This window comes from Cupriavidus lacunae, assembly GCF_003353055.1.
GTDB classification, from domain to species: domain Bacteria; phylum Pseudomonadota; class Gammaproteobacteria; order Burkholderiales; family Burkholderiaceae; genus Cupriavidus; species Cupriavidus lacunae.
On the sequence record NZ_QKWJ01000008.1, the window covers coordinates 42,285 to 65,342 of the forward strand.

Consider the following 23,058-nt stretch of genomic DNA (forward strand, 5'->3'; position numbering starts at 1 on the left):
TCACCTTACATACATGGCCGCCAACCTCCCGACCCCAGATACCACCCTACGCGCGATGCAGGCCATCGTCGGCGCCAACGCCTGCCGCAGCGGCGACGCCGAAACGCAGGCCTACGTGACCGACTACCGCGGCATCTACCGCGGCCAGGCCCAGGTGGTGGTGCTGCCGTCATCGACGGAAGAGGTCAGCCAGGTGCTGCAGTGGTGCCATGCCCAGCGCGTACCGGTGGTGCCGCAGGGCGGCAATACCTCGCTGATGGGCGGCGCCGTGCCGGACGACAGCGGCACCGCCGTGGTCGTCAACCTGAGCCGCATGAACCGCGTGCTGGGCATCGACACCATCAACGACACCATGACCGTGCAGGCCGGCGTCACGCTGAGCGCCGCACGCAGCGCCGCCGAGGCCGAGCAGCGCCTGTTCCCGCTGCGCATTGGCTCGGAAGGCTCGTGCCAGATCGGCGGCAACCTGTCGACCAATGCCGGCGGCACCGCGGTGCTGCGCTACGGCAATATGCGCGACCTCGTGCTCGGCATCGAGGTGGTGTTGCCCGATGGCCGCATCTACTCGTCGCTGCGCGGCCTGCGCAAGGACAATACCGGCTACGACCTCAAGCAGTTGTTCGTCGGCGCGGAAGGGACGCTCGGCATCATCACCGGCGCCGTGCTCAAGCTGATGCCGCAGCCGCGCAGCAGCGCCGTGGCCTTCGTCGCGGTGCAGGACCCTGCAGCCGCAGTCGCGCTGCTGGGCGAAGCCAAGCGCCTGTCCGGCCAGGCCGTGACCGCGTTCGAGCTGATCTCGCGGCCTGCGCTGGATCTGGTACTTGAATATCTTGGCAATGTCGCATCCCCGCTGCAGGACAAGCACGACTGGATGGTGCTGATCGAACTGACCTCCGGCACCGATGCGGAAAGCCTCAACGCCACGCTGATGGAAATCCTCGAATCCGGCTTCAGCCAGGGCCTAGTGCTCGACGCCGCCGTGGCCGCCAGCCTGTCCGATGCGCAGACCTTCTGGCGTATCCGCGAAGAGATCTCCGACGCCCAGACCCGCACCGGCGGCAGCATCAAGTGCGATGTCTCGGTGCCGCTGTCGCGCATCGCCGCGTTTGTCGAAGAGGCCTCGGCCAGGGTGCTGGAGCTGGTGCCGGACGCGCGCATGGTGATCTACGGCCATATGGGCGACGGCAATGTGCACTTCAACCCACTGCGGCCCAGGGACGAGCCCGCCAAGGCATTCCTGGCGCAATGGTATGAACGGGTCTCGGTGCTGGTCGACGGCATGGCCCACGCGGAAAACGGCTCGATTTCGGCCGAGCACGGCATCGGCGTGGCCAAGCGCGACGACCTGACGCGCTACAAGTCCCAGGTGGAACTGGAACTGATGTGGCAGGTGAAGCAGGCGCTGGATCCGTTGAACCTGCTCAATCCGGGCAAGGTGCTGCCGGCGCCGGCCCGATAGCGCATCAAGATTCCACGCCGCGGAACGAGGGCAGGGCGCACATAGCAGGAATCGCTCATCTGGGCTAAGGTGTCAGCTATCCAGAACGCGCGGAGCCGGGGCATTGCCGCCCAGGCCACCGCGCACAGCACGGCCGGCCCACCGGCCCAGACACCGATGAGCGCCCAATCCCCCGACATCGCCCTCGCAGCTGCTCCCATCTCCCTCGAAAAGCCCGAGCTTGACTACCCCTGTGGCGACGCGCCCGAACCCGGCCACGCCCGTGAAATCGCGCCCGGTGTGCTGTGGCTGCGCATGCCGATGCCGCTCGGCCTGAACCACATCAACCTGTGGGCCATCCGCGACGGTGGCGGCTGGGCAGCGGTCGACGCCGGCCTGCAGACGCCGGAAACCGCGCAGGCCTGGCGAGCGCTGTTTGGCGAAAGGGGCGCGCTGGCCGGCGGGCTGACACGCTTGTTCGCGACCCATATGCACCCCGACCATATCGGCATGGCCGGGTGGCTGACCGGCAAGTTCGACTGCCAGCTATGGATGACGCGGCTGGAATACCTGATGTGCCGCGTGCTGGCGGCGGACACCGGGCGCGCCGCGCCGGATGACGCCATCGAGTTCTACCGCAAGGCCGGCTGGGACGACGAAGCGATCGAGGTCTACCGCACCCGCTTCGGCGGCTTCGGCAAATATGTGCACGCCTTGCCCGAGAGCTTCCACCGCTTGTCCGATGGCGACACCGTGCGCATCGGCTCGCACGACTGGCAGGTCATCGTCGGCACCGGCCACTCGCCCGAACATGCCTGCCTGTACTGCCCGGCGCTGAAGCTGCTGGTGTCCGGCGACCAGGTGCTGCCGCGCATTTCCTCCAACGTATCGGTGTTCCCGACTGAGCCGGATGCCGATCCGATGCAGGACTGGCTGGCCTCGCTCGACAAGGTCCGCGCCGCCGTGCCGGACGATGTGCTGGTGCTGCCGGCGCATAACGAGCCCTTCCGTGGGTTGCATGCGCGCATTGACTATTTGCGGGCGAGCCAGCTGCAGGCGCTGGACCGGCTGCGTGGGGCGCTGGTGACGCCGAGGCGGGCGGTGGATGTGTTTGAGGAATTGTTTTCTCGCCCCATCACTGGAAGCGGCGGGCTGCTGGGGATGGCGACGGGGGAGAGCATTGCCCATCTGAACTATCTGCTGATGCGCGGGGAGGCTGTGAGGGAGCGCGGCAATGACGGGTGCTATTGGTATCGGCTGAAATAGGCGCAAATCCGATGAGTCGCGGATATCTGCCCAGGGAAGGCAAGTTCAGGTTTCCCTGGGCTGCTCCTTGAGCAGCACGACCGCACTGAAACTCAGCAGGCACGTCAATACCATATACCAGGCTGCGGACATAGGATCTCCAGTCAACTTGATGATCCCCGTCACGATGAACTGTGCGGTGCCGCCAAACAGCGCCACGTTCAGAGCGTGCGAAATCGCCGTGCCGCTGGCGCGCACCCGTGCGGGAAATGCTTCCAGTACAAGCAGGATGCCAACGGCGGCACCAAGTGCCACCAATGCGCTGATCAGTCCGGCGCCAAACAGGATTGGCAACGCGCTGTCTGCACGCACAATCATCAGGAAAGTCGGGTAGATCAGCAGCGCAGTGCACCCCGAAGTGAAAAGCGCCAACGGCTTGCGGCGGCGGGGCAGTCGATCGATGAGAAGGCCCGACAGCGGCGGGATGATTGTCAGCATCAGTGCGGACAACGTCGATGACTGAAACGCTATGGTGGCGGGCATGTGCATCACCCGCGTCAGATAGCTCGGCATGTAGTAGACGACGATGTAGACCGGAACCGTTGAGCCCATCCTGATCAGGGCCGCGAGCAGGACCGTCCTGCCATGCTCGCGACACAGCTCAGCGAGTGGCGTGGCGGCATCTCTGCCTTTGGTGTCGAGGACCGGCGCCTCGCGAAGGTGGCGGCGAACGTAGATGCCGACCGGCACGATCAGAAGACCGACCAGGAAAGGCACGCGCCAGCCCCAGGAAGCCAGGTCGGCCGGCGACATCACGCTGGTGAGAAGTGCGCCCAGGGATGCACCCAGCAGGGCAGCTGCGCCCTGGCTCACAGACTGCCAGCTGACCAGGCGGCCCCGTCGCGATACGGGTCCTGCCTCCATCACGTATGTCGCGGCAACGCCGAGTTCACCCCCGACGGCAAAACCTTGCAGCGCCCGACCGCTGATGACAATGAGTGGCGCAGCCACTCCTATCATTGCAAACGGCGGGCAGATCGCAATGAGTGCCGTCCCCGCGCCCATCAACGTGATGGTGGCAGTCATTGCCGCGCGACGTCCGACCCGGTCCGCGTAGGTACCGATCATCATTGCACCAAGCGGCCGTATGAGAAAGCCAACACCGAACGTGCCGACTGCCAACAGTAACGACGTCATCGGATCTTCCGCAGGGAAGAACTGGTCGCCGATCATCGCCGCGAAGAAGGCGAATACGGTGAAATCGAACGTTTCCAGTCCACTGACGAGAGATGTTGCGACAACAAGCTTTCGGAGTTCACGGCGATCAAAGCCGTCGATGGGATGTTCTTGATTCATGCGTTGACTGGGCACATCTAGTGGCTCGCGGCCTGCTTAAAAAATCTTGTCGGCGGTCAGCTGTGCCTTGTCATTTATCTGTAGTTGCCGGGTTGCTGCAAAACCTTTCCCCTCCTAAGGGTAGGTCCCTCTAGAGCGGGGTAAGAGCCGCTCCTGCACCCGTCAATAATCAGCCCCGTTGAGCAGGACTTGCTACTTCCCGTTAGGGTGTAGGCCGTCCCCGTGTCTACACCCTTCCTTTTTTGACACTTTGGGAATTTGCAGGAAGACGGGCGTCAGCTATGGCGCCGTTCAGGATTTGGCGATTTGAGAGCACCGGCGAGGAACACAGACTGCAGGAACGACCGGTTGGCCCAAGCCGATGAACCGCGCATCGTCGACGGAATTTCCCAGGTTCGACGAGCCACAGATTCTTGCTCAATTTCCCTTCACGCACATCCCTCCCTTTGTCGGGTCCACTCTTAAGGGGGGATCGAAAACACGCTAAACACGCCCTTGTTGCCTTGAAGATCTACCCCATGGAGCCATAAACTTCGCCGGTCCGCGCAGTGACGCAGCGCAAAAGAGTGCGCGCCTGCCAGGACGAACACGAAGCCGCCACCGCCAGGTTAAGAATCCGCAGACATAGCAAGCAAGCGGAAAGGCTGAGCGTGTGCATTGTTTGGACAAACGGGAAGCACCGCCGTTAAACCAGATCAGGAGACGGGGGGCAACGGGATCTTCTGGATCGCAAGGAAATAATCGAGTCGTGTCAAAGTTTTCAAGCATGCTGACGTTGGGCAGGGCAGTGATTTGCCTGTTGGTCGTACCGTTGCTGGCATCCTGCGCGCTCGCGCCAGGGATGCGCTTCGATCCGCAGCGTCCGCTCGATCCCGAGGATCCGGAATCGGTGCCAAAAATCACCCGGATCACGCCTGCGCTGGTGCGCAGCCTGAAGGCATCCACGAAGCCCGCCAACGCTGGCGTGGAGGAATTGTTTGCAGAGCCGGTGCCCTATACCGTTGGCGTTGGTGACATCCTTTCCATCGTTGTGTGGGATCACCCGGAGCTTGTGTTCCCCACACAGACGTACTCTATCGGCGCGGCTTATGACATACCGAACTACAGCGGCGCAGCCAACGTGCCGGGGTACGTCGTAAGTCCCGCTGGCACCATCCAGTTTCCATACGCCGGCGTGGTCACGGTTCTCGGCCGCACGCCGGACCAAATCCGCGGGCAACTCAGTACTCAACTCAAGGATGTTGTCACCCTGCCCCAGCTCACCGTGCGCGTGCTCGCCTTTCGCAGCAAGCGGGTCTACCTGGACGGCGAAGTCAAGACACCTGGCCCCCAGAATATCGATGACGTGCCCATGACCCTGGTTGAGGCTCTCAACCGGGCTGGCGGTATCAATGTCCTGACGGGCGACAACAGCCGCATCCGCATCTCCCGCGCGGGCAAGAACTACTTCGTCAACATGCCAGAGCTGTTGCAGCAAGGCACCGACCCCGCGCGCATTCTGCTGCGCAATGGCGACATCGTGCGCGTGGAGCAACGTGAGGACAGCAAGGTATTCGTGACCGGGGAAGTCGTGCGTCCTGTCAGCGTTCTGCCGCGTAATGGCCGCCTGACGCTCAACGAGGCCATCGGTGAAGCTGGCGGCGTCAATCCCAACTCGGCCAACGCCAAGGAACTGTATGTCATCCGCAAGAGCGGCGACGGCGAGGCCGAGGTTTTCCACCTTGACGGCAAATCCCCTGTCGCACTGGCGCTGGCTGAATCCTTCGAACTCAAGCCCAGGGATGTCGTCTATGTTGACGCCGCTGGTGTGGTGCGCTGGAGCCGCGTGATTAACCAATTGCTGCCGAGCGGGAATTTCTTCACGTCCACAATGAATGCGGTCAAATGATCAAGACTGTGCTGGTGGTGTGCATCGGCAATATTTGCAGGAGCCCTATGGCGGAAGGGCTGCTTAAGCAGGCACTGCCTGAGGTTAATGTCATGTCCGCTGGACTTGGCGCGCTCACGGGCAAACCGGCCGATGCGCACGCTATCGACCTCATGCAAGAGCTTGGCGTGGATATCACCGGCCATCGGGCCAAGCCACTGACCCGAAGCATGACGACGCATGCGGACCTTATTCTGGTGATGGACAACGCCCAACGGCAAGACATCCAACACTTGCACCCGGCAACCACCGGCCGGGTTTTCCGCATTGGTGAACTCGCCAAGTTCGACGTGCCCGATCCCTATCGGGAGGCTCGTCCCGCCTTTGAGAACGTGCTGCAGCTGCTCCAACGCGGCGTAGAAGCTTGGGTGCCGCGTATCCGGGCGCTCAGATAACTGATTCCATAGCAATGCAGATGAACCAGACTCCCCCGCCAGTGATTGTCGCTGCGCCTCCTGAGGACGAGATTGACCTCGTTCGGTACCTAGATGTGCTGCTCGCCAGCCGTTGGCTGATTGCGGCTATTGCCGGCGTCGTGCTGGCGCTGGGGGTAGCTTACGCGTTCCTGGCCCGGCCGGTGTATCAGGCCGATATCCTGGTGCAGGTGGAGGACAACCCGAACAGTGCCAATAGCCTGTTGGGTGACGTCTCGAGCCTGTTTGATGTCAAGACCCAGGCTACGGCAGAGATCGAGATTCTCCGCTCCCGCATGGTCGTCGGCAGGGCGGTGGACAATCTGCGGCTCTACATTTCGGCGAAGCCAAGCTATTTTCCTTTTGTCGGTGCGGGAATCGCTAACGGCGCCAAGGGCCTATCCGAACCAGGACTATTCGGATTTGGTGGCTTCGCGTGGGCCAAGGAATCGATCAATGTCAAGCAGTTCGATGTCCCTGAGTCCCTTGAGGGGGAAAAGTTCAAGCTGACCGCCCTGGGCGAAGGTCGCTACCGTTTGGAGAATTCCAGCCTGGATAGGCCGCTTGAGGGGCGAACAGGCCAATCGCTGACTGCGGTGCAAAGCGTTGGCGAATTCACGCTCCTGGTAACGGAGATGAAGGCAAAGCCAGGTATCACGTTCGACCTGGTGCGAAACTCACACCTGAAGACAGTCGAGAAACTCCAGGATCAGCTCCAGATCGCTGAGAAGGGCAAGCAGAGCGGCATCATCGGTGCTTCGCTCGACGGTACCGACGCAAAGCTTACGGCCAGCATCCTGAACGAAATTGGCGAAGAGTACGTAGCGCAGAATATCAAGCGCAAGGCCGCCGAGGCGGAGAAGTCGCTAGTCTTCCTGGGAGATCTGCTGCCACAACTCAAAGGCGAGTTGGAACGGGCCGAGGGAAAGTACAACGACATGCGCAACAAGCGCAATACCTTCAACCTGAGTGAGGAAGGCAAGACGTTCCTGCAGGAAAACGTGATGGCCGAAACGCAGTTGCTCGAACTGAAGCAAAAGCGCACCGAGCTGTCGACTCGTTTTGCTGCCTCTCACCCAGGTGTGCTGGCCATCGACCAGCAGATTGCAGCGCTAAATACGAAGGTCGCAGTGATGGCTGCCCGCATGAAGACCTTTCCAAATGTGGAGCAGGACACACTGCGGTTGATGCGCGACGTGCAAGTCAACAACGACCTTTACGTCGGGTTGCTGAACAATATGCAGCAGCTCAAGCTGGTCAAGGCCGGTAAGGTCGGCAATGTACGGCTTCTTGACGGCGCGCCGGTTCCCGAGGAGCCCATCAAGCCCATGAAGAGCCTGATTGTGGCGCTGGCGGCAATTCTCGGTGTGCTGATTGGTGTGGTAGTGGCTTTCGTGCGCAATGCACTGTACGGCGGCATCACCGATTCGCAGGACATTGAACAGCATACGGGTCTCAGCGTCTATGCGACCGTGCCGTTGTCGACGGCCCAGTCATTCCTTACCGAGGAAATCCGCCAGCGCAAGCACGGCAGATTCGTGCTCGCGGAACGTAGCCCCAATGAGCCAGCGATTGAAAGCCTGCGCAGCCTGCGCACCGCCATACAGTTTGCCATGCTCGACGCGGACAACAACCGTGTGCTACTCACGGGCCCCACGCCAGGCGTCGGCAAGTCATTTATCTCGGCCAACCTCTCAGCGGTGATGGCTTCGGGCGGCAAGCGCGTGCTGCTGATCGATGCCGACATGCGCAAGGGCCATTTGAACCAGTACTTTGGCAAGTCCCGAAGCAAGGGTCTGTCGGACGTTCTGGTTGGCAAAGTGAGCTTCGACGAAGCGGTGCATCGTGAGGTACTAGAGAACCTGGACTTCCTCAGCACCGGCAACTTGCCTCCGAATCCGGCCGAACTGCTGCTCAACGAGCGCATGGTGAAGCTTCTTGATGAGTTGGGTCACCAGTATGACCTTGTACTGATCGATACGCCTCCCGTTCTTGCCGTCGCCGATACCGCGATCCTTGCCGCCCGCTGCGGCACGGTGCTCCTGGTGACGCGCTTCGAGAAGACTGCCATCGGCGAAGTAACGGAATCCGCCAAGCAACTGCGCCAGGCAAGTGCCGACGTGAATGGCGTGGTGTTCAATGGCCTGGATCCGAATGCATATCGCTACGGATATGGATCGAAGTATGGACGTTATCGCTATGCGTATTACGGGTATACGAACGAAATCGCCGACCAGCCCGCATTGAGCAAGCCCATTGGCTCTCGCCGCGAGCCAGGGTGAACTTGGGTTCTAATGAGGAATACTGCGCTGCGCACCTCAGTGAGCAGTGGGATCGGTTTTTTTTCCAATGCCCCGGTCCATGCCACAGCCAGTGGAATTCCCGAAGCGCCGGTGTGCCGATATCCACGCCGCTACTTCGCCTGCGCGACCGGAGAGTGGTACGCATCGGCATGTTCCGCGCGAATGATGAGAAGCGATTCACGTCCGAGGCATATCTCTTTGATAGTGGGACAGGCGATTGAACTCGCGTGCGTTAACATGGGGCGCTGTCGGCGGGTGGTCTGATTTTGCGTAGACATTACATAGATCTGGAATCCTCGACATGAAGAAGATATTGATCGTATTTGGAACGCGTCCGGAGGCTATCAAGATGGCGCCGTTGGTCAAGCAGCTAATGGACGACAAGGAGATGCAGTGCGGTGTGTGCGTTAGTGCCCAACATCGCGAGATGCTTGACCAAGTGCTGAGGCTGTTCGACATCCGGCCCGATTACGACCTTAACGTGATGAAGCCAGGGCAGGACCTGTACGAACTGACGAGCAACATCCTCGGTGGCATGAAGCCAGTGCTGGAATCGTTCTCTCCGGACCTCGTGCTCGTGCATGGGGATACTGGTACAACCTTGGCGACAACCCTGGCCGCGTACTATAAGCAAATTCCTGTAGGTCACGTCGAAGCCGGGTTACGCACAGGAAACATATACTCCCCCTGGCCCGAAGAGGCGAATCGCAAAGTCACAACTGCGCTCGCCACGCTCCATTTTGCTCCGACGCAGCGATCCCTTCAGAACCTCCTGAGCGAGGGTGTCTGCGCGGAAACCGTGAGTGTGACTGGCAACACCGTAATCGACGCGTTGTTGTCGGTGCGGGAAAGACTCCAATCAGATGGGGAGTTCCGCAAACGGGCTTCTCGCGAAATTCCTTATGATTTCAGCGATCGCCGCATTTTACTGGTTACCGGGCACCGGCGCGAGAGCTTTGGGGATGGATTTGAACGCATCTGTACCGCGCTCGCTCAAATAGCTCGTCAGCGTGATAATGTCGATATTATCTACCCAGTGCACCTCAATCCAAATGTCCGCGAACCTGTGGGCCGCCTGCTCAAGGGTATCCCAAATATTCACCTAATAGAGCCACTAGATTACCTCCCATTTGTCCATCTCATGGATAAGGCTTATCTGATCTTGACGGATTCTGGCGGTATCCAGGAGGAGGCCCCTTCGCTCGGAAAGCCGGTGCTGGTCATGCGTGATACCACCGAGCGGCCAGAAGCTGTCGATGCCGGTACTGTAAGGCTGGTGGGGACATCCACCCAGACAATCCTGGCGAATGTGAATGAACTGCTGGATGACGAGGCGGCATATCGCGCGATGACTCGTGCGCATAATCCATACGGCGATGGTAGTGCCTCTACTCGTATAGTTGAAGAGATTCGTGCCTACTTCGGCTAAGGTTGAAAGGATATCGCAATGTCAAAAAAAAGAATTTCCGTAATAGGATTGGGCTACATTGGGTTGCCCACGGCCACTGTTCTTGCGTCGCGCCAGATCCAGGTAATTGGTGTTGATGTCAACGAAAAGGCGGTAGATACGATAAACCAGGGTCGAATTCACATTGTTGAGCCTGATCTCGATATGCTGGTGCATGCCGCCGTGTCGCAAGGATTTCTGAAAGCTACAACCACCCCCGAGCCGGCGGATGCTTTCCTCATTGCGGTTCCTACCCCCTTCAAAGAGGGAAAGAAGCCGGATCTCTCCTACATTGAGGCGGCGGCCAAGTCCATAGCCCCGGTCCTCAAGAAGGGCGATTTGGTGATTCTTGAGTCCACTTCCCCGGTTGGCGCTACCGAGCAACTGGCGCGATGGCTCGCCGACGTGCGGCAAGATTTGACCTTCCCTCAGGATGTCGGGGAGCACTCTGACATTCGCGTAGCGCATTGCCCAGAACGCGTGTTGCCTGGCCATGTACTGCGCGAGCTTGTCGAGAATGACCGCATCGTTGGTGGCATGACGCACCGGTGTAGCGAGGCCGCGCGCGAACTCTACGAGACTTTTGTGCGTGGCGACTGCATCGTAACGGATGTCAGAACCGCTGAATTGTGCAAGCTTACTGAGAATAGCTTTCGCGACGTCAATATCGCGTTCGCGAATGAGCTTTCGGTAATATCTGACCGTCTTAAGATCAATGTGTGGGAACTCATTCGTTTGGCGAACCGTCACCCGCGTGTAAATATCCTGCAACCTGGGCCAGGTGTCGGTGGGCATTGTATCGCTGTGGATCCATGGTTTATCGTTGATTCCGTTCCAGCTGACGCGAACTTGATTCGAACGGCACGGGAAGTAAATGACCGTAAGCCCAAGCACGTTCTTGCCAAACTTACTGCTAGCGCGAACAGATTCAAAGAGCCCGTTATCGCGATGTTTGGCTTGAGCTTTAAGGCTAATATCGATGATCTGAGAGAAAGCCCCGCGTTGGATATTGTGCAGGAAGCTGTAGAGCAGAAAATGGGCAAAATTCTCGTCGTTGAGCCAAATATCTCTAAGCTGCCGACCAGTTTATCTGGAAAGACGGAGTTGGTGACCGCTGATGTGGCTTTGGAAAGTGCGGATATTATCGTGCTACTTGTGGATCATAAACAGTTCCTGACTGTTGATCTGGACAGGCTGCAGGAGCGGGTTGTGATTGATACCAGGGGAATTTGGTCGAAACCTCGTGGAAACAGAGCGATCGGCCGCGCCTAGAGAAAAAACCCGGTCAGATCGTCCTTGATGCAATGAATCGACAGCCTCAGGAAACAGGATTGTGCCGTGAGTAACAAGTTGATATTGGCTGTAGCATCTGGCGCTGGAAATTTTCTCTTTCTGAGGGCGGGGACAATCGCTGCACAGATTATTTTGTCAAATACTGGCGGCGAGAAGTCCCTAGGCGAATACTATTTGCTTATAAACCTTGTAAATATTGCGATAGGTGCGGCGACGGTTCCATTTGTAAATTACATTCAAGCGGCCACTGCGATTAGGGCATCAGTATTGATGCTGTTCCGGCAGTCCGCCATGCTTACATGTGCTTCGCTTCCAGTCGTATGCATTGCCGCTTTTTATGTAACAGGGAATATTTGGTCGGCACTCATAATTTCCATCTATTTGGCGTTGAGTGTGGCTGAGGGCTTGTTTTCTTCGCTGTTTATCAAGAAGGATGGTACGCATCTTTACGCGCTCACGACGTCAATTCGAGGTGGCGTGACAATAGGCCTTACAGCGTTCCTTGCACCCATTTGGGGGGTGCCAGGTTTCCTTGCCTGCGCAGCCGCCGCAATCGTCATACAGTTGATGCTAATGGCTCACTTCTATCGGTCAATTCAAGGAAGGGACTCAATCAATCAGGACGTCGAAAAGGAACCGAATTTTATGGCCGACATTTTCCCGTCGGTTATCTCCTGTTTGCTTGTGCCGGTTAGCTTTTGGCTGATATCTGTTGGCATTGAGCGAAGTTCGGGGCGTGCGGCTGTCGGTGTGTTCGGCGTTGCGCTAAATGTTGCGCTTCTCTCTTCGGCGGTATGTCAGCAGGCAATGCTTCCTCTAATCAAGTACCTTCACAAAACTGGCGTCGTAAGCCGCCAAGGCTTGGCCACGCGGGCAAGTCAATTGAATATATTGGCGCCGATTATCCTGTGGTCCATTCTAGTGGTAGTCATTCGACTAGGAGGTGAGGTCATCGGTAATCTATTTCACCTTTCTGGGCAAAATCAAGTTCTGATGTTGAGATTACTAGATTTGCTCATGATCTTTTCCGCCATTCAGCTTTTGAAAGAAGCTGTTGGAAGGCAATTGATCGCTCTGAGGAGGTTCTGGTACTCGGCGTTTTCAAATGGGATCTGGTGCTGCGGCATTGTGTGCGGAATTTTTCTCGTCGGTGCCGATAGTGTGAATGATGTTCCTTACCTTATGATCATTTTGTCAGCCATATCACTGGTAGTGTCGTTCGCTTACTGCTCATATATTTCGAAAATTGAGATTAAAGCATATGTAGCGGCGGCATCCCTCTGTGGATTGACCTGGATACTCCGATGAGGAATGTGATTCTTGCTGGCTACTTTGGACGGGCGAACATAGGGGACGATGCTCTCCTTAAAGTGAGCGCGACCCACGTGAGGCGCGCCTTACCCGGAAATACGCTATGTATTGAACGCGCTGCGGAGTACTTACGAGTTCTCGTGCCAGATGTAAAGCTCGGTGTCATCGCTCCGTCCGCTAAGGCAGACGAGGAAAGTAATCGAATCACTGTGTATTGTGGTGGTACACAATTCTTCCAATTCAAAAAGGCCACCTTTGGCGAAAAGGTTCAATATTGGCGCGGTCAGGCGAGAGTTTCTCTGAAGTCAACTTGGAAAGAACTTTCAGGCGTGATAAAGGAAAGAGTGAATCCTAGTCGCAGAGGGCCTTCCGAGAAAATTCTTGTCGGCATCGGGGTTGGCCCTATCGCAACTGAGTCCTACGCGGCGAGCCTGATCTCTAAGCTGGCGACTGCACAGGACATTTGGGTTAGAGATAAAGCTTCATTGTCTTTCCTGGCCGACAATGGATTGCGAGCTAAGTTTGGTGCGGATATCTGCTTCTCGTCCGAAATGTTAGGTATCCTGCCAAGCTTGGAGGGCCTTTCCCCTGAGCGAGAGGTTACGATAATCTGTCGGGATTGGTCATTAGATCAATGCGATGTTACCCGTAGATTGATCGAACTCGGTAGGCAACTTAGGGCTAGAGGGCTTGCCGTTGAGTTTTGCTTATTCAGCCACGCGGAAGATTCGGTATCTGAATCATTTATCTTAAATGCGGGATTTCCGCTTCGAAAATGGGGGGATGACGGCTGGGATATTACTGAGTTCTTGAAGAGCACTTACCGTACCAAGCTAGTCATCTCGGCTCGCTATCACGGTGCGATATTCTCTGCGCTACTTGGGATTCCGGTTTGTGTTGTTGATATTGAGCCAAAGTTGTCAGAGCTATCTACGCAGAGTGGGGGAGCAATTTCACTACTTGAGCGTACTGTAGGCGATGAAACGGCTTCTAATTGGTGTAGTAAGGCCATAGCCAAACTGGATCAGACTACGGAGGTTGTGAATAGTCTTAGGCGCTTTGTTTGCGTGGAACGAGAGCGAGCAGACGCTATGTGGAAGGACGTCGAAGAGCGTCTCAGAAGCTCTGGTGGGAGCAATTCCATTCTATTGTCGGGTGTGTAAGTGACGCGGGTGATATTTGATCTGTATAAATTCCATCAGAGTCCTGCCGCCCTTAACGCGGCGTTACGGCATGTCTCGTCAGTAATCGCCGAGGGCGGAAAGGCACTCATTGTTGCAGACGATGCAACCATTGCCTTCGTTCAGCAGGCAGGCCTGGTATCTGAGTTCGTACGCGTTCGAGGGCTACTCCATAAGCTTGCAGCGCTACGGGATTTGGCGCGCAGTTCGGGTCTTCGGAAGGTTCCGCTGTTCGTGAGCCACGCGGTGGCGTTTGGCCCGGTAGCTCTGTTACTGGGCCGACGTTTCAAACTGATTTACTGGTGTCAAGGAGTGGTTGCTGCGGAAATGAGGTTGTCTGGAGATCGCTGGCACCGCATCCTTGCAATGCATTTGCTTGAAACATACGCGATACTTCGAGCTGATGCGGTGTTGGCAGTATCAACCCAAATGGCCAACTATTGGCGTGGCCGCTTGAGCCGGAAGAGCGAAGTGTACGTGGTGCCCTGTGCTCCCCGCACAGGCATCATTCCAGGAATAGTTCGTCGTCCAATGTCATTTTGCTATGTCGGTGGCGCTAGTCCATGGCAGTGCATTGGAAAAATGCTGGAGATATTCCAAAAGATCCAGGAATGCGCGCCGGATTGCACGTTGACTGTCGTAACCAGAGACGTGGACGAGTTTCGCTCAGAGTTACAGCGCGCAGGTTTGGCTAATAGCCATAGTATCTGTATAACTACCTTGAATGGCGCTGATGAGCTGAGCGACTTCCTTTCCGGGATCGAATTTGGATTTTTGCTCAGAGATCCGCACTTGGTTAATGCGGTATCTTCACCGATTAAATTTGGAGAGTACATCTCGTGTGGAGTCACTCCGATCATTTCTGAAGGTATTGGTGATTATTCTGAGATATTGCGAAATAGGGGTTTTCGATCGGTTATGAGTGAGGGCAAGCCTATTATGTGCGAAAATTTTTTGGCCAGACCCGATGACGCGCTCCTTCTCGCAAAACAACTGTTTTCAGCTGAGGCGTGCCGTTCAACATACAAAAGTATTATCGAGGGGTGAAAGGATGAAGATCCTTACCTATGCTTCGATAGCGATTTATTATTTGATAGGAAGTCGGGCGCCTCGGACCTTTTGGCCAGGCGGCATACTTTTCTCATGCTTTCGCGTGTGGCTCTTGCGAGGGGCAGGCTGCAAGGTTGGATCTCGTTGCGAGATAGAGCCAAATATATACGTTGGCTTGAGGCCGAAATTGGCGATCGGTGATCGCTGCCAAATAAACAGCAACGCTGAACTGCATAACGTCGTGATGGGTGCAGACGTTATGATTGCGCCGGGAGTTGTGATTCTTGATCGGCAGCACAACTTTGCTTCCCTCAGTAAGCCGATGTCTATGCAAGGCGTCAAGAAGTTCAAATCGGTGATCATTGAGGACGATGTATGGATCGGGCAGAACGCTATTGTGATGCCGGGTATTCGTATTGCATACGGAGCAATCGTTGGAGCTGGCTCTGTAGTTACTAAAGATGTGCCGAAGAACGCAATTGTGGCCGGAGTTCCTGCGAAGATAATAAGATATCGAGATGCTAATGAACTGGCAAAAATCGTATGATCTTTATGATATTTGGGGGCTCCGATGGATTGGGAATTCAAAGCGGGCTGTCTATAAAGGTAGTGCGTTCGGTCTACTCATCTGCGCGATAGTCGTGCTTCTCGACTTCGTGGCCCCTGTTTTCTTTCGTCGACTTCTTGGCGTGAAGCCCGCCCTATTTCCAGCTCATGTAATAGCTATGAGAATGGAAATAAGAGCCCTGACCGAAGTTGATAGAGGGAGCGCAGTCTATTCCTGGTTTCTGTCCGAAATCAGCTCGGTTGAACGGCATCACGACGGCTGTGCAGGGTGGGGACTTCCATTCGACTGGTTTTCGAAGAACGGATATTATCCAGCGGGATCCGGATTTTCGACAAATACTCCATATGTGATGGAGGCGCTGTCAAGAATAATCTTGAGTTGTCCAGAGAATTCTGCGGATGCGAAGCGAATCTTAAATAATACGTTGTCGTTTTTTGACGCTCTTCCTCGTCAAGTTGATACAAATGAACTCCTCGCACTGTCCTACGCAATAGCTGCGGAAGACCGCGTCGTGCCGAACGCGAATTCTTACTCTGCACTGGCCTACGCATTGCTTGCGGTGCAGGGGCCAGAGCTTGAGCGCGCGCGGTGTGTAGATCATGTTGAACGGATAGTGAGATGGCTCCTGCGGGAGCAGAGTGCAGAGGGCTACTGGCGCTACTACGCTGATAACTTGCCCGGTAACTTTGTGGATGGATTTCACACCTGTTTCATCATGAAGAATTTGATAAAGGTAAGTGCAATCTTACCGGAGCTGCAGTCAGATATTGAACCTGCTGTTTTTCGTTGTTGGAACTGGTTCAGAGAAACGATGATCGATAAATCTGGACTCGTGAAGCGCTTCCATCAGGGAAAAGGGAGCGGGCTATTTAAGTACGAGATATATGATCAGGCTGAGTATCTCGGGCTCCTGGTGGATTTTGGCTTGCTTGATGAAGCTTCGACATTCCAAACATTGGTCTTAGGAAGATTCTCCAGGAAAGGAGTATTGCATTGTCGTATCGACTGCCTCGGGCGGAAGTGGGGCGCTGAGTTTATTAGATGGGGTATTGCTCCTTTTGAATTGCAATTGGCTCGATTTGAATCTGCGCGGGAGAAGATTGGATGTGTGGAATCGTAGGGTTTGTGGGAAACGGCTCCATGGAGGCGCTCCAATCATCCTTGGAGATTATTGCACACAGGGGACCTGATGGTAGGGGGGGAATTGTGTGTGATTTCGGAAATATCAGGGTCGGGCTAGGGCACGTTCGACTGGCAATTCAGGAATTGTCTCCGCTCGGTGCGCAACCAATGCAAAGTCGGGATAAGCGTTGGACGATTATATTCAACGGTGAAATATATAATCATCTCGAGTTGCGTCTCCGGTATAATATTTCTTGTGTCAGTGGTTCGGATACGGAAACATTGGTGGAGTTATTGGCTGAATTTGGCATTGAGAAAACAATAAGTCTAATAAATGGAATTTTCGCATTCGGCGCGATCGATCACCTGAATCAGGTGGTTCATCTTGTACGTGACCCCTTTGGAATAAAGCCACTCTACTACACCTCTAATGGAGGAGGAGTAGTGTTCTCCTCGGAGGTTTCTGGGGTACTCAAGCTCGCCGGGAAGCCGGCTCAACTCTCGTATGAGGCACTAAGTTCGATTCTGGCACTTCGATTTTCTCCCGCTCCAGACACGCTTTTCCGTGAGATCGTGAAGGTACGGCCCGGCCATTATGTCACCATCGATATTCGAACTTTAACAAAGGCCGAAAGAACTTACGTCAAGCCCATCGGGATCTCGAACTCCGGTAGCTATGAAGACGCCCAGGTGGAATATGAGCGACTGTTGAAGCGCGCCGTTGATCGCCAGTTGCTTTCGGATGTCCCTGTAGGCCTTCTGCTGTCCGGCGGAATCGATTCGGCCTTGATTGGCGCTTTGGCGGTTGACGCAGGAGCAAAACTCGAAACCTTCTCCGTTGGGTTCGATGACGGCGGCGCGGTGTGCGAGCTGGCCGACGCGGCGGAGAGTGCCAGGGTCTTGGGGTTAAGTAATACCTCAATCAAGGTTTCGGACCGTGACATGTGGGACGCCCTAAGCTTGTCGATTCGGCATATGGAGGAGCCTGCAGGAACGACGTCGATCTTGCCGATGTGGCATTTGATGAGGAGTGTTGGCAAATCGCACAGGGTTGTGCTCAGTGGACAAGGAGCCGATGAGCTTCATGGAGGATACCGTAGGTATCAACTTGAGGCCCTTCGTCAGCGAATGACACTTGCGATGCCCATTGTGGGGCCGCTCTGTCGTCGTCTGGGGACCGCTGCCAGCGGTGCGACGGGCAGCGCGGTGTATCGTGCGATCAAATCCCTGGGGCAGGATGATTTGGAAGCTCGTTTTTTTTCTGCATACGAATTCATGGATGCGGGAACTCGTCGAGCCTTGCTTAAGGGGAGCGTATTGGAAGATAGGCCTCGGACCGAGATTGCCTACTGGTTAAATTGGTTGAGGGACTCGAGTGCTTCGCCACCTCTTAGCTCAATGATGCGAATTGATGCGCGGTTGAATCTGTCCGATGATCTCTTACTCTACAGTGACAAGATTTCTATGGCATCTTCCATCGAGATGCGTGTTCCTATGCTGGATCTTGAACTGGCCGCCTTTGTTGAGTCGTTGCCGATTGGGTTTCGAGTTGAGTTGAGGAAGGCGAAGCGCCTCCATAAGGCTGTCGCCCAGAAGCTGGTTCCATTGGAGATTGTGCATCGAGTGAAGCGGGGGTTCGAAGTCCCAATGGCACGGATGCTTCGTACGACCTGGAAGAGCGCAGCTGAAGACTTTCTACTTCAACCCGGAGCGGCTATACACGATCATTTGGATAGGGAGGCGATTGCCACAATTTGGAGAGGTCACCTGCAAGGATCGAAGGATTGCTCGAAACAGCTATTTTTACTGCTTTCGATCGCAATTTGGTGTGAGAGATTTTTAGGATCGAAGGCAGTGGAATATCGTCCGGAGCTTGCACTTGTTTAATGTGGGAACATTTCAGCGCACGTCTTCCTCTGGGAGGGCTCGTACCTCACTGGTATATATTTGTATATTGGTGTCGGTGGCATTTCTCGTTGGGTTCGTTAGTCGATTTCTGTACGCCGGTGCAGCGGCTGTCGAGATTGGGTTCTTTTTTGTTGGGGCATTGATTTTTCTAGCGGGAAGGCGCGTTAGTGAAAGTAGGGTATGGTGGGTCGTCCTTTTGCTTGTCGCATCGACTGTGATAGGGGTGCTAAGGGGATGGGTGTTCGAAAGTTCATTGCAGTTGATAATATATATCTCCTTTGTTGGATCGGCCCTACTCCTGACGCGGAAATGTGAGGAGTACGGAGTGCAAGTTTGGCGTCTCATAGTGTTCTTCGCACTGCTGCAACTTGTATTCGATGTATTGCTTCCTCAAAAAAATCGCATTGATCCGCAGGATTGGTATGCAGGAACATTTCTTATCGCCAATAATAAGAGCCGAATTTTGGCTTTTTTCCTGGTACTGTTTTCGGCAATATCCGTTCTCGAGAGAAAATATTTCCGCTGGGTGGCGGTGGCGATCCCCGTATGCGTATCGGCCTATCTAGGGCACTCATATGCGTCGTATGGATTTGTAACGTGTGCCTTGCTGCTGTCGTATATGTTCCGACGACCAATCGTCGGTGTGGTTAGTATTGGCCTGGCCGTGATCTGCTCGAAGATTTTTGCCGATTGGCTAATTCAGCAATCATTCGATAATCACGAGTTATCAATGCTATTGATGTACAACTATGCGAGATACTTCGATCCTGTAAGTGGTGTCTTTGCTCTGTACAAATATGGTGCTGACGCTTTGATGGAAAGTGGATTCATGGGTACGGGACTGGGCTCATTCGTTAGTCGAGCGGCGAATTTTTTCTCAACGCCACTGTATCGTGGTATTCCAGAAACTATGATTGTCTATGGGGAGTATTTTAAGGCAGCCACACCCTACGGGCTATCTGCCTTATTTGTCCCAATCGTCGAGCAGGGTTTTCTCGGTGTTGCCTATGTGATGTTGATTATCGGTTTGCTGGTTAGGGCATTTGGATCTGATTTCTGGGGGAGATTTTGTTTTTTTTATATAATTGTGATCTTGCTTTACTCTCCGGTAATGCTTGAGTTCTCTGAGTTTTTTATCTATGTTGCGACAGGAGTGTCTGCCCTTCGGGTTTTACGGAGTGGGCAGAGTTCGTCAAGAGCAACGATGCGTGTGGTGGTGGCTCGATGACGTCGATCTTTAAAGATCAAAGCGCAGAAAGCCGTGTTGGAACTAGGGCGCTTCTGATTGGTACGGACCTGAGGTTGCTTAGCGGAGGAATCGCGGCGGTGCTGCCTGCTTATCAGTCCTGTTTGCAGAGTGTGCATTCAAGCGTTCGATTTGTTGCTACCCATCGTGCCGGTTCGTTGTATGGGAAGCTGAGTACATTTCTTTTCGCTGTCCTCACCGTCCTCTATGAAGCTTGCGTTCATAGGAAGAGGCTCGTCGTCTACGCCCACGCGGGGGAGTGGCCATCGTTGGTGAGAAAGTGCGTTCTTTTGCTCGTTGCTGGACTAGCGGGCGCTAAGACGATACTTCATTGTCATGCACCCCAGTGGGAGGTGTATCGTGAAGTTTCGGCTTGGAAGAGGGCTTGCTTGCGATGGGGACTGCGAAGGGCAGACGTCGTTACCGCTCTTACCAACTATCATGCGCGGCAGATTGCCGCTGTCTATGGAGAAAAGGTGGTAGTAGTACCCAATCCCCTTACGGAGGAACTGTTGGAGTTCGCTCTGGTGTCAAGAGTCCAGCACGAATGCTCGACAACGGATGTGAAGATGAAGGTGATTACATTATGTCGTTTGGCGGAAGGAAAGGGGGCGGAGTACGTTCCTAGCGTCGCGCGGCATGTTGGAGGCAATGTCGAGTTCGTTATCGGCGGTACCGGCCCACTTGGGGAAGTGCTAGCCGCGCAAGTGCAAAATGACAGCAGTCTCAGGAACATCCAGTTTGCAGGTTGGCTGACAGGTCCCGAGAAATGGAGAAGGCTCGCGACTAGTGATGTCTTCTTTCTGCCGACTAGGGCGGACGCACTATGCACCGGCTTTGTCGAAGCAATGTGTCTGGGGTTGCCTGTGGTGACAATCGATCATGGGGGTAACGCCGAGGTCGTTGAGGATGGTGTGACTGGCTATGTTGTTCGTGCGGATAGCAGTGACTTGAGCCAGAGGCTTGGTGCTGCTGTTACTTCCCTTGCATGTAGCTCAAAGCGACAGCGATTTGGAGTAGCCGCGCGCGAATATGCCCTGCGGCGCTATCACCCGGATGTCGTGAAAGGGACTCTCCGTAGTATCGCCAAACGGCTGGAGAGTTAAGCGCATTCCTGACAACTCGTCGCTGCAGCGCCTTCGCTGCCAGTGAGCGGCTAGCGAAGGTGCAATCCTAAGTCAAATCCAATTGCGAGGCGATCGAGTGCCATAGATAAGGCTCTTTCGGTGGGTGCCGTGTGGGAGAGGGCTCGGCTCTGCCGGCTAGCAGGATGGGGCAAATCTCGGTTTTAGAGGAAGCATGTGGAGGAGGACGTTATGTCGGCACCTAAGCAGGGTTGCCTAGCGCGTCTGTCCATGCCTTTCCATTCCACCATACGGGTTTGCCAAGTGATGTATCGAAATACATCTCTCCCTTATTTGTCGTCTTGGGGCGATTTACGGTTGGGCCATTCGCATCTGTCTGAAGCGCCAGTCCATCTAAGTCGGATTCTATGCGACCGGCTGCAATCGGCTTTAGGCGCAACTTATTGTTTATGTCGGCCCAAACATAAATGGTCCCTATTTTATTAGGGTGGCTGAGCTTCTCTGATAATATTTTAATTTTCTCTATATTCGATCTGATGTCAATCGGTGTTTCTCCGCCCAAGGATGAAACCGCTCGATTCTGGGAGTAGAAAGTTTTAACAGTTCGAAGCTTTGTGAAGTTTGAATCGTCCCCAGGAACTAGGATCTTAATGAAGAATGCTCTCGGTTGAGGCATCGCAATAGAATTGCCGTCGATGTCAATTATTGCGTGACTGGCCGCGGCCAAGTTGAATACTTGTACAGGAGCCGTTTTCGCTGTAAAAAGATTGCTCCTGGCTCGAAGATATTCGATTCCGCTGCCGAAAAAGAAGTCCGAACTGACGTATTCGCAGTGATTGTCATGAAAATCGACGCCACGAACAGAAAAAAAGACGATGGCTTTCTCTATTTCCTCTGATGTTCTAAATACGACTGGGTGAAAAATGTTGTTGCGAATATCGAGAAAATCATTACCTCCCGCCCAATAAATGAGGTGGCCGCGTGCATTGACGGTTCCAGACAGCATGTTCCCTTCGATGACCGTGATGTCTGGATTTATAATGTGTATTTGATATTGGACATTTCGGAAGGAGCAGTTTGATATTCTGTTGCGCTCGCAATAATCGATGCTGATGCCTTCTATTTTTGATGCTTCGGCTGCTATGTTATGTTCGGCTTTTCCAAAGCGTAGGCCGTAGTTCAAGTTAATAAAGCCGCAACGCTCGACTACCGAGGCGAATATTCCGCGGCCAGTAATACCATTGACCGCCATTGGGTCATTGGAGTTTCCGGCAAAATTAATATCCCGAACAACAATCGAGCGTAGATAGCTTAACGGCCTGACAACGTTGCTAAGGCCACCGCCCGGATAGGCCCCATCCTCTTCCTCACAGATCCGAAGTATTGTTCCCCGACCGCTCGCGAAATGAATTGTAGTTCCGCATTTCTCCGCATTTGCATCTCCTCGCCCGGAATCTCCGAATATAAGAAGTTGAGCGGGATTCATTGATGTGATATTGCTATCCCGAGAGTTTATTACTATATCACCTGAGTGTTTGTATATTCCAGAGGGATAATACATTGGAATTGGCCTGGCGGGATCTCTGACCGCCGCATCTGCCATAGCCTGGCTGGCGGCTGTGTCATCTGATACTCCATCGCCTTTCGCTCCAAACCAACGAACATTCAGCGCGCCGGAGAAGATTCGTTTCCAACGGACTCCGCTGGTGCTAACGATTATCGTCCCGCCGTTATCGATACTACTGGCATCGTGCGGGTCACGTATAAATCTGCCGCCAATTCCCGGTGGCGGGCTCATAGTGCCTATGACATGGATACAGTTTGCAGATCCCGAGTACGCGCGCAGTTTCGCATAATCTTCCAATTGCTCCTGTGGCTGTGGTTCGCGCGATTGTCCGTCTTTGCCGATTGTCATGGAGTGCGCGTGTTGCATTATACCGAGACCAATCAACGCTGTGACTGCGGCACGCCTTTTGTCGTCCATGGGTGGATCCTCGATTGTTTTTTGATGTGCAGAGAGGCTACATAGAAAAACGGCGTGTCTATGCAAGGTGCAATAATTATAAGATGAGGCGGGGGAGTGATGCCAATTCTAGCGGAGCGGATGTTTGCGTGAGTATGCTGGGTGCCTATATATTGCTCATGCTTACTACGCGTTGAATTGG

At 54.8% G+C, this 23,058-nt stretch carries 17 protein-coding genes and 1 pseudogene; 16 read left to right on the plus strand and 2 right to left on the minus strand.

The features are described from left to right. Positions 1-13: 13 nt before the first annotated feature. Complete coding sequence (locus tag DN412_RS09450) at positions 14-1,459, plus strand: FAD-binding oxidoreductase (RefSeq protein ID WP_115014268.1); 1,446 nt, start codon at positions 14-16, stop codon at positions 1,457-1,459. A gap of 156 nt (positions 1,460-1,615) precedes the next feature. Then, positions 1,616-2,704, plus strand: a complete 1,089-nt coding sequence (locus DN412_RS09455; protein WP_115014270.1) for an MBL fold metallo-hydrolase — start codon at positions 1,616-1,618, stop codon at positions 2,702-2,704. Between the two features lie 45 nt (positions 2,705-2,749). Here the strand turns inward: DN412_RS09455 and DN412_RS09460 are convergent, their stop codons facing one another. Beyond that, a complete protein-coding gene (locus tag DN412_RS09460; protein ID WP_115014272.1) occupies positions 2,750-4,039 on the minus strand; it encodes an MFS transporter in 1,290 nt (429 codons plus the stop codon). A gap of 748 nt (positions 4,040-4,787) precedes the next feature. Between DN412_RS09460 and DN412_RS09465 the strand changes: the two genes are divergently transcribed. The 14 genes and pseudogenes from DN412_RS09465 to DN412_RS44435 all read left to right on the plus strand — a co-directional run bounded on the left by DN412_RS09465 (position 4,788) and on the right by DN412_RS44435 (position 20,914). Next, entirely contained in the window at positions 4,788-5,927 is a 1,140-nt protein-coding gene (locus DN412_RS09465) for a polysaccharide biosynthesis/export family protein (protein WP_115014274.1), read from the plus strand. Further along, positions 5,924-6,361: a low molecular weight protein-tyrosine-phosphatase gene (locus DN412_RS09470; protein ID WP_115014275.1), complete on the plus strand. Its 438-nt coding sequence runs from the start codon at positions 5,924-5,926 to the stop codon at positions 6,359-6,361. Before DN412_RS09465 ends, DN412_RS09470 begins: the two co-directional genes overlap by 4 nt. Before the next feature lie 14 nt (positions 6,362-6,375). After that, positions 6,376-8,661, plus strand: coding sequence for a polysaccharide biosynthesis tyrosine autokinase (locus DN412_RS09475; protein WP_115014278.1), 2,286 nt, complete (start codon positions 6,376-6,378; stop codon positions 8,659-8,661). 322 nt (positions 8,662-8,983) lie between these two features. Beyond that, complete coding sequence (gene wecB, locus DN412_RS09480; RefSeq protein ID WP_115014280.1) at positions 8,984-10,111, plus strand: non-hydrolyzing UDP-N-acetylglucosamine 2-epimerase; 1,128 nt, start codon at positions 8,984-8,986, stop codon at positions 10,109-10,111. A gap of 18 nt (positions 10,112-10,129) precedes the next feature. Next, the gene (gene wecC / locus DN412_RS09485) at positions 10,130-11,401 is read left to right on the plus strand and encodes a UDP-N-acetyl-D-mannosamine dehydrogenase (RefSeq protein WP_115014282.1); all 1,272 of its coding nucleotides are present in this window, start codon (positions 10,130-10,132) and stop codon (positions 11,399-11,401) included. A gap of 66 nt (positions 11,402-11,467) precedes the next feature. Then, positions 11,468-12,730, plus strand: coding sequence for a hypothetical protein (locus DN412_RS09490; protein WP_133303036.1), 1,263 nt, complete (start codon positions 11,468-11,470; stop codon positions 12,728-12,730). Continuing rightward, entirely contained in the window at positions 12,727-13,896 is a 1,170-nt protein-coding gene (locus tag DN412_RS09495) for a polysaccharide pyruvyl transferase family protein (RefSeq protein ID WP_115014286.1), read from the plus strand. Before DN412_RS09490 ends, DN412_RS09495 begins: the two co-directional genes overlap by 4 nt. 9 nt (positions 13,897-13,905) lie before the next feature. Then, positions 13,906-14,961, plus strand: a complete 1,056-nt coding sequence (locus tag DN412_RS42985; protein WP_133303037.1) for a glycosyltransferase family protein — start codon at positions 13,906-13,908, stop codon at positions 14,959-14,961. Between the two features lie 190 nt (positions 14,962-15,151). Next, on the plus strand, positions 15,152-15,511 hold the full coding sequence (locus DN412_RS09500) for an acyltransferase (RefSeq protein WP_208647584.1): 360 nt from the start codon (positions 15,152-15,154) through the stop codon (positions 15,509-15,511). Next, complete coding sequence (locus DN412_RS42990; RefSeq protein WP_133303038.1) at positions 15,489-16,652, plus strand: hypothetical protein; 1,164 nt, start codon at positions 15,489-15,491, stop codon at positions 16,650-16,652. The genes DN412_RS09500 and DN412_RS42990 overlap by 23 nt, the downstream gene beginning before the upstream one ends. Before the next feature lie 20 nt (positions 16,653-16,672). Next, positions 16,673-18,541: an asparagine synthase (glutamine-hydrolyzing) gene (asnB, locus tag DN412_RS09505; RefSeq protein WP_161563992.1), complete on the plus strand. Its 1,869-nt coding sequence runs from the start codon at positions 16,673-16,675 to the stop codon at positions 18,539-18,541. Between the two features lie 346 nt (positions 18,542-18,887). Beyond that, positions 18,888-19,790: a hypothetical protein gene (locus tag DN412_RS42995; protein ID WP_133303039.1), complete on the plus strand. Its 903-nt coding sequence runs from the start codon at positions 18,888-18,890 to the stop codon at positions 19,788-19,790. Then, positions 19,787-20,296, plus strand: a pseudogene (locus DN412_RS45830) (glycosyltransferase family protein); the annotation flags it as partial. The gene DN412_RS42995 and the pseudogene DN412_RS45830, both read left to right, overlap by 4 nt. An 81-nt stretch (positions 20,297-20,377) precedes the next feature. Continuing rightward, positions 20,378-20,914, plus strand: a complete 537-nt coding sequence (locus DN412_RS44435) for a glycosyltransferase family 4 protein (protein ID WP_244222602.1) — start codon at positions 20,378-20,380, stop codon at positions 20,912-20,914. A gap of 220 nt (positions 20,915-21,134) precedes the next feature. On the opposite strand, the gene DN412_RS43000 is transcribed toward DN412_RS44435, so the two are convergent. Continuing rightward, entirely contained in the window at positions 21,135-22,877 is a 1,743-nt protein-coding gene (locus DN412_RS43000) for a glycosyl hydrolase family 28-related protein (protein ID WP_133303040.1), read from the minus strand. Between the last annotated feature and the right edge of the window lie 181 nt (positions 22,878-23,058).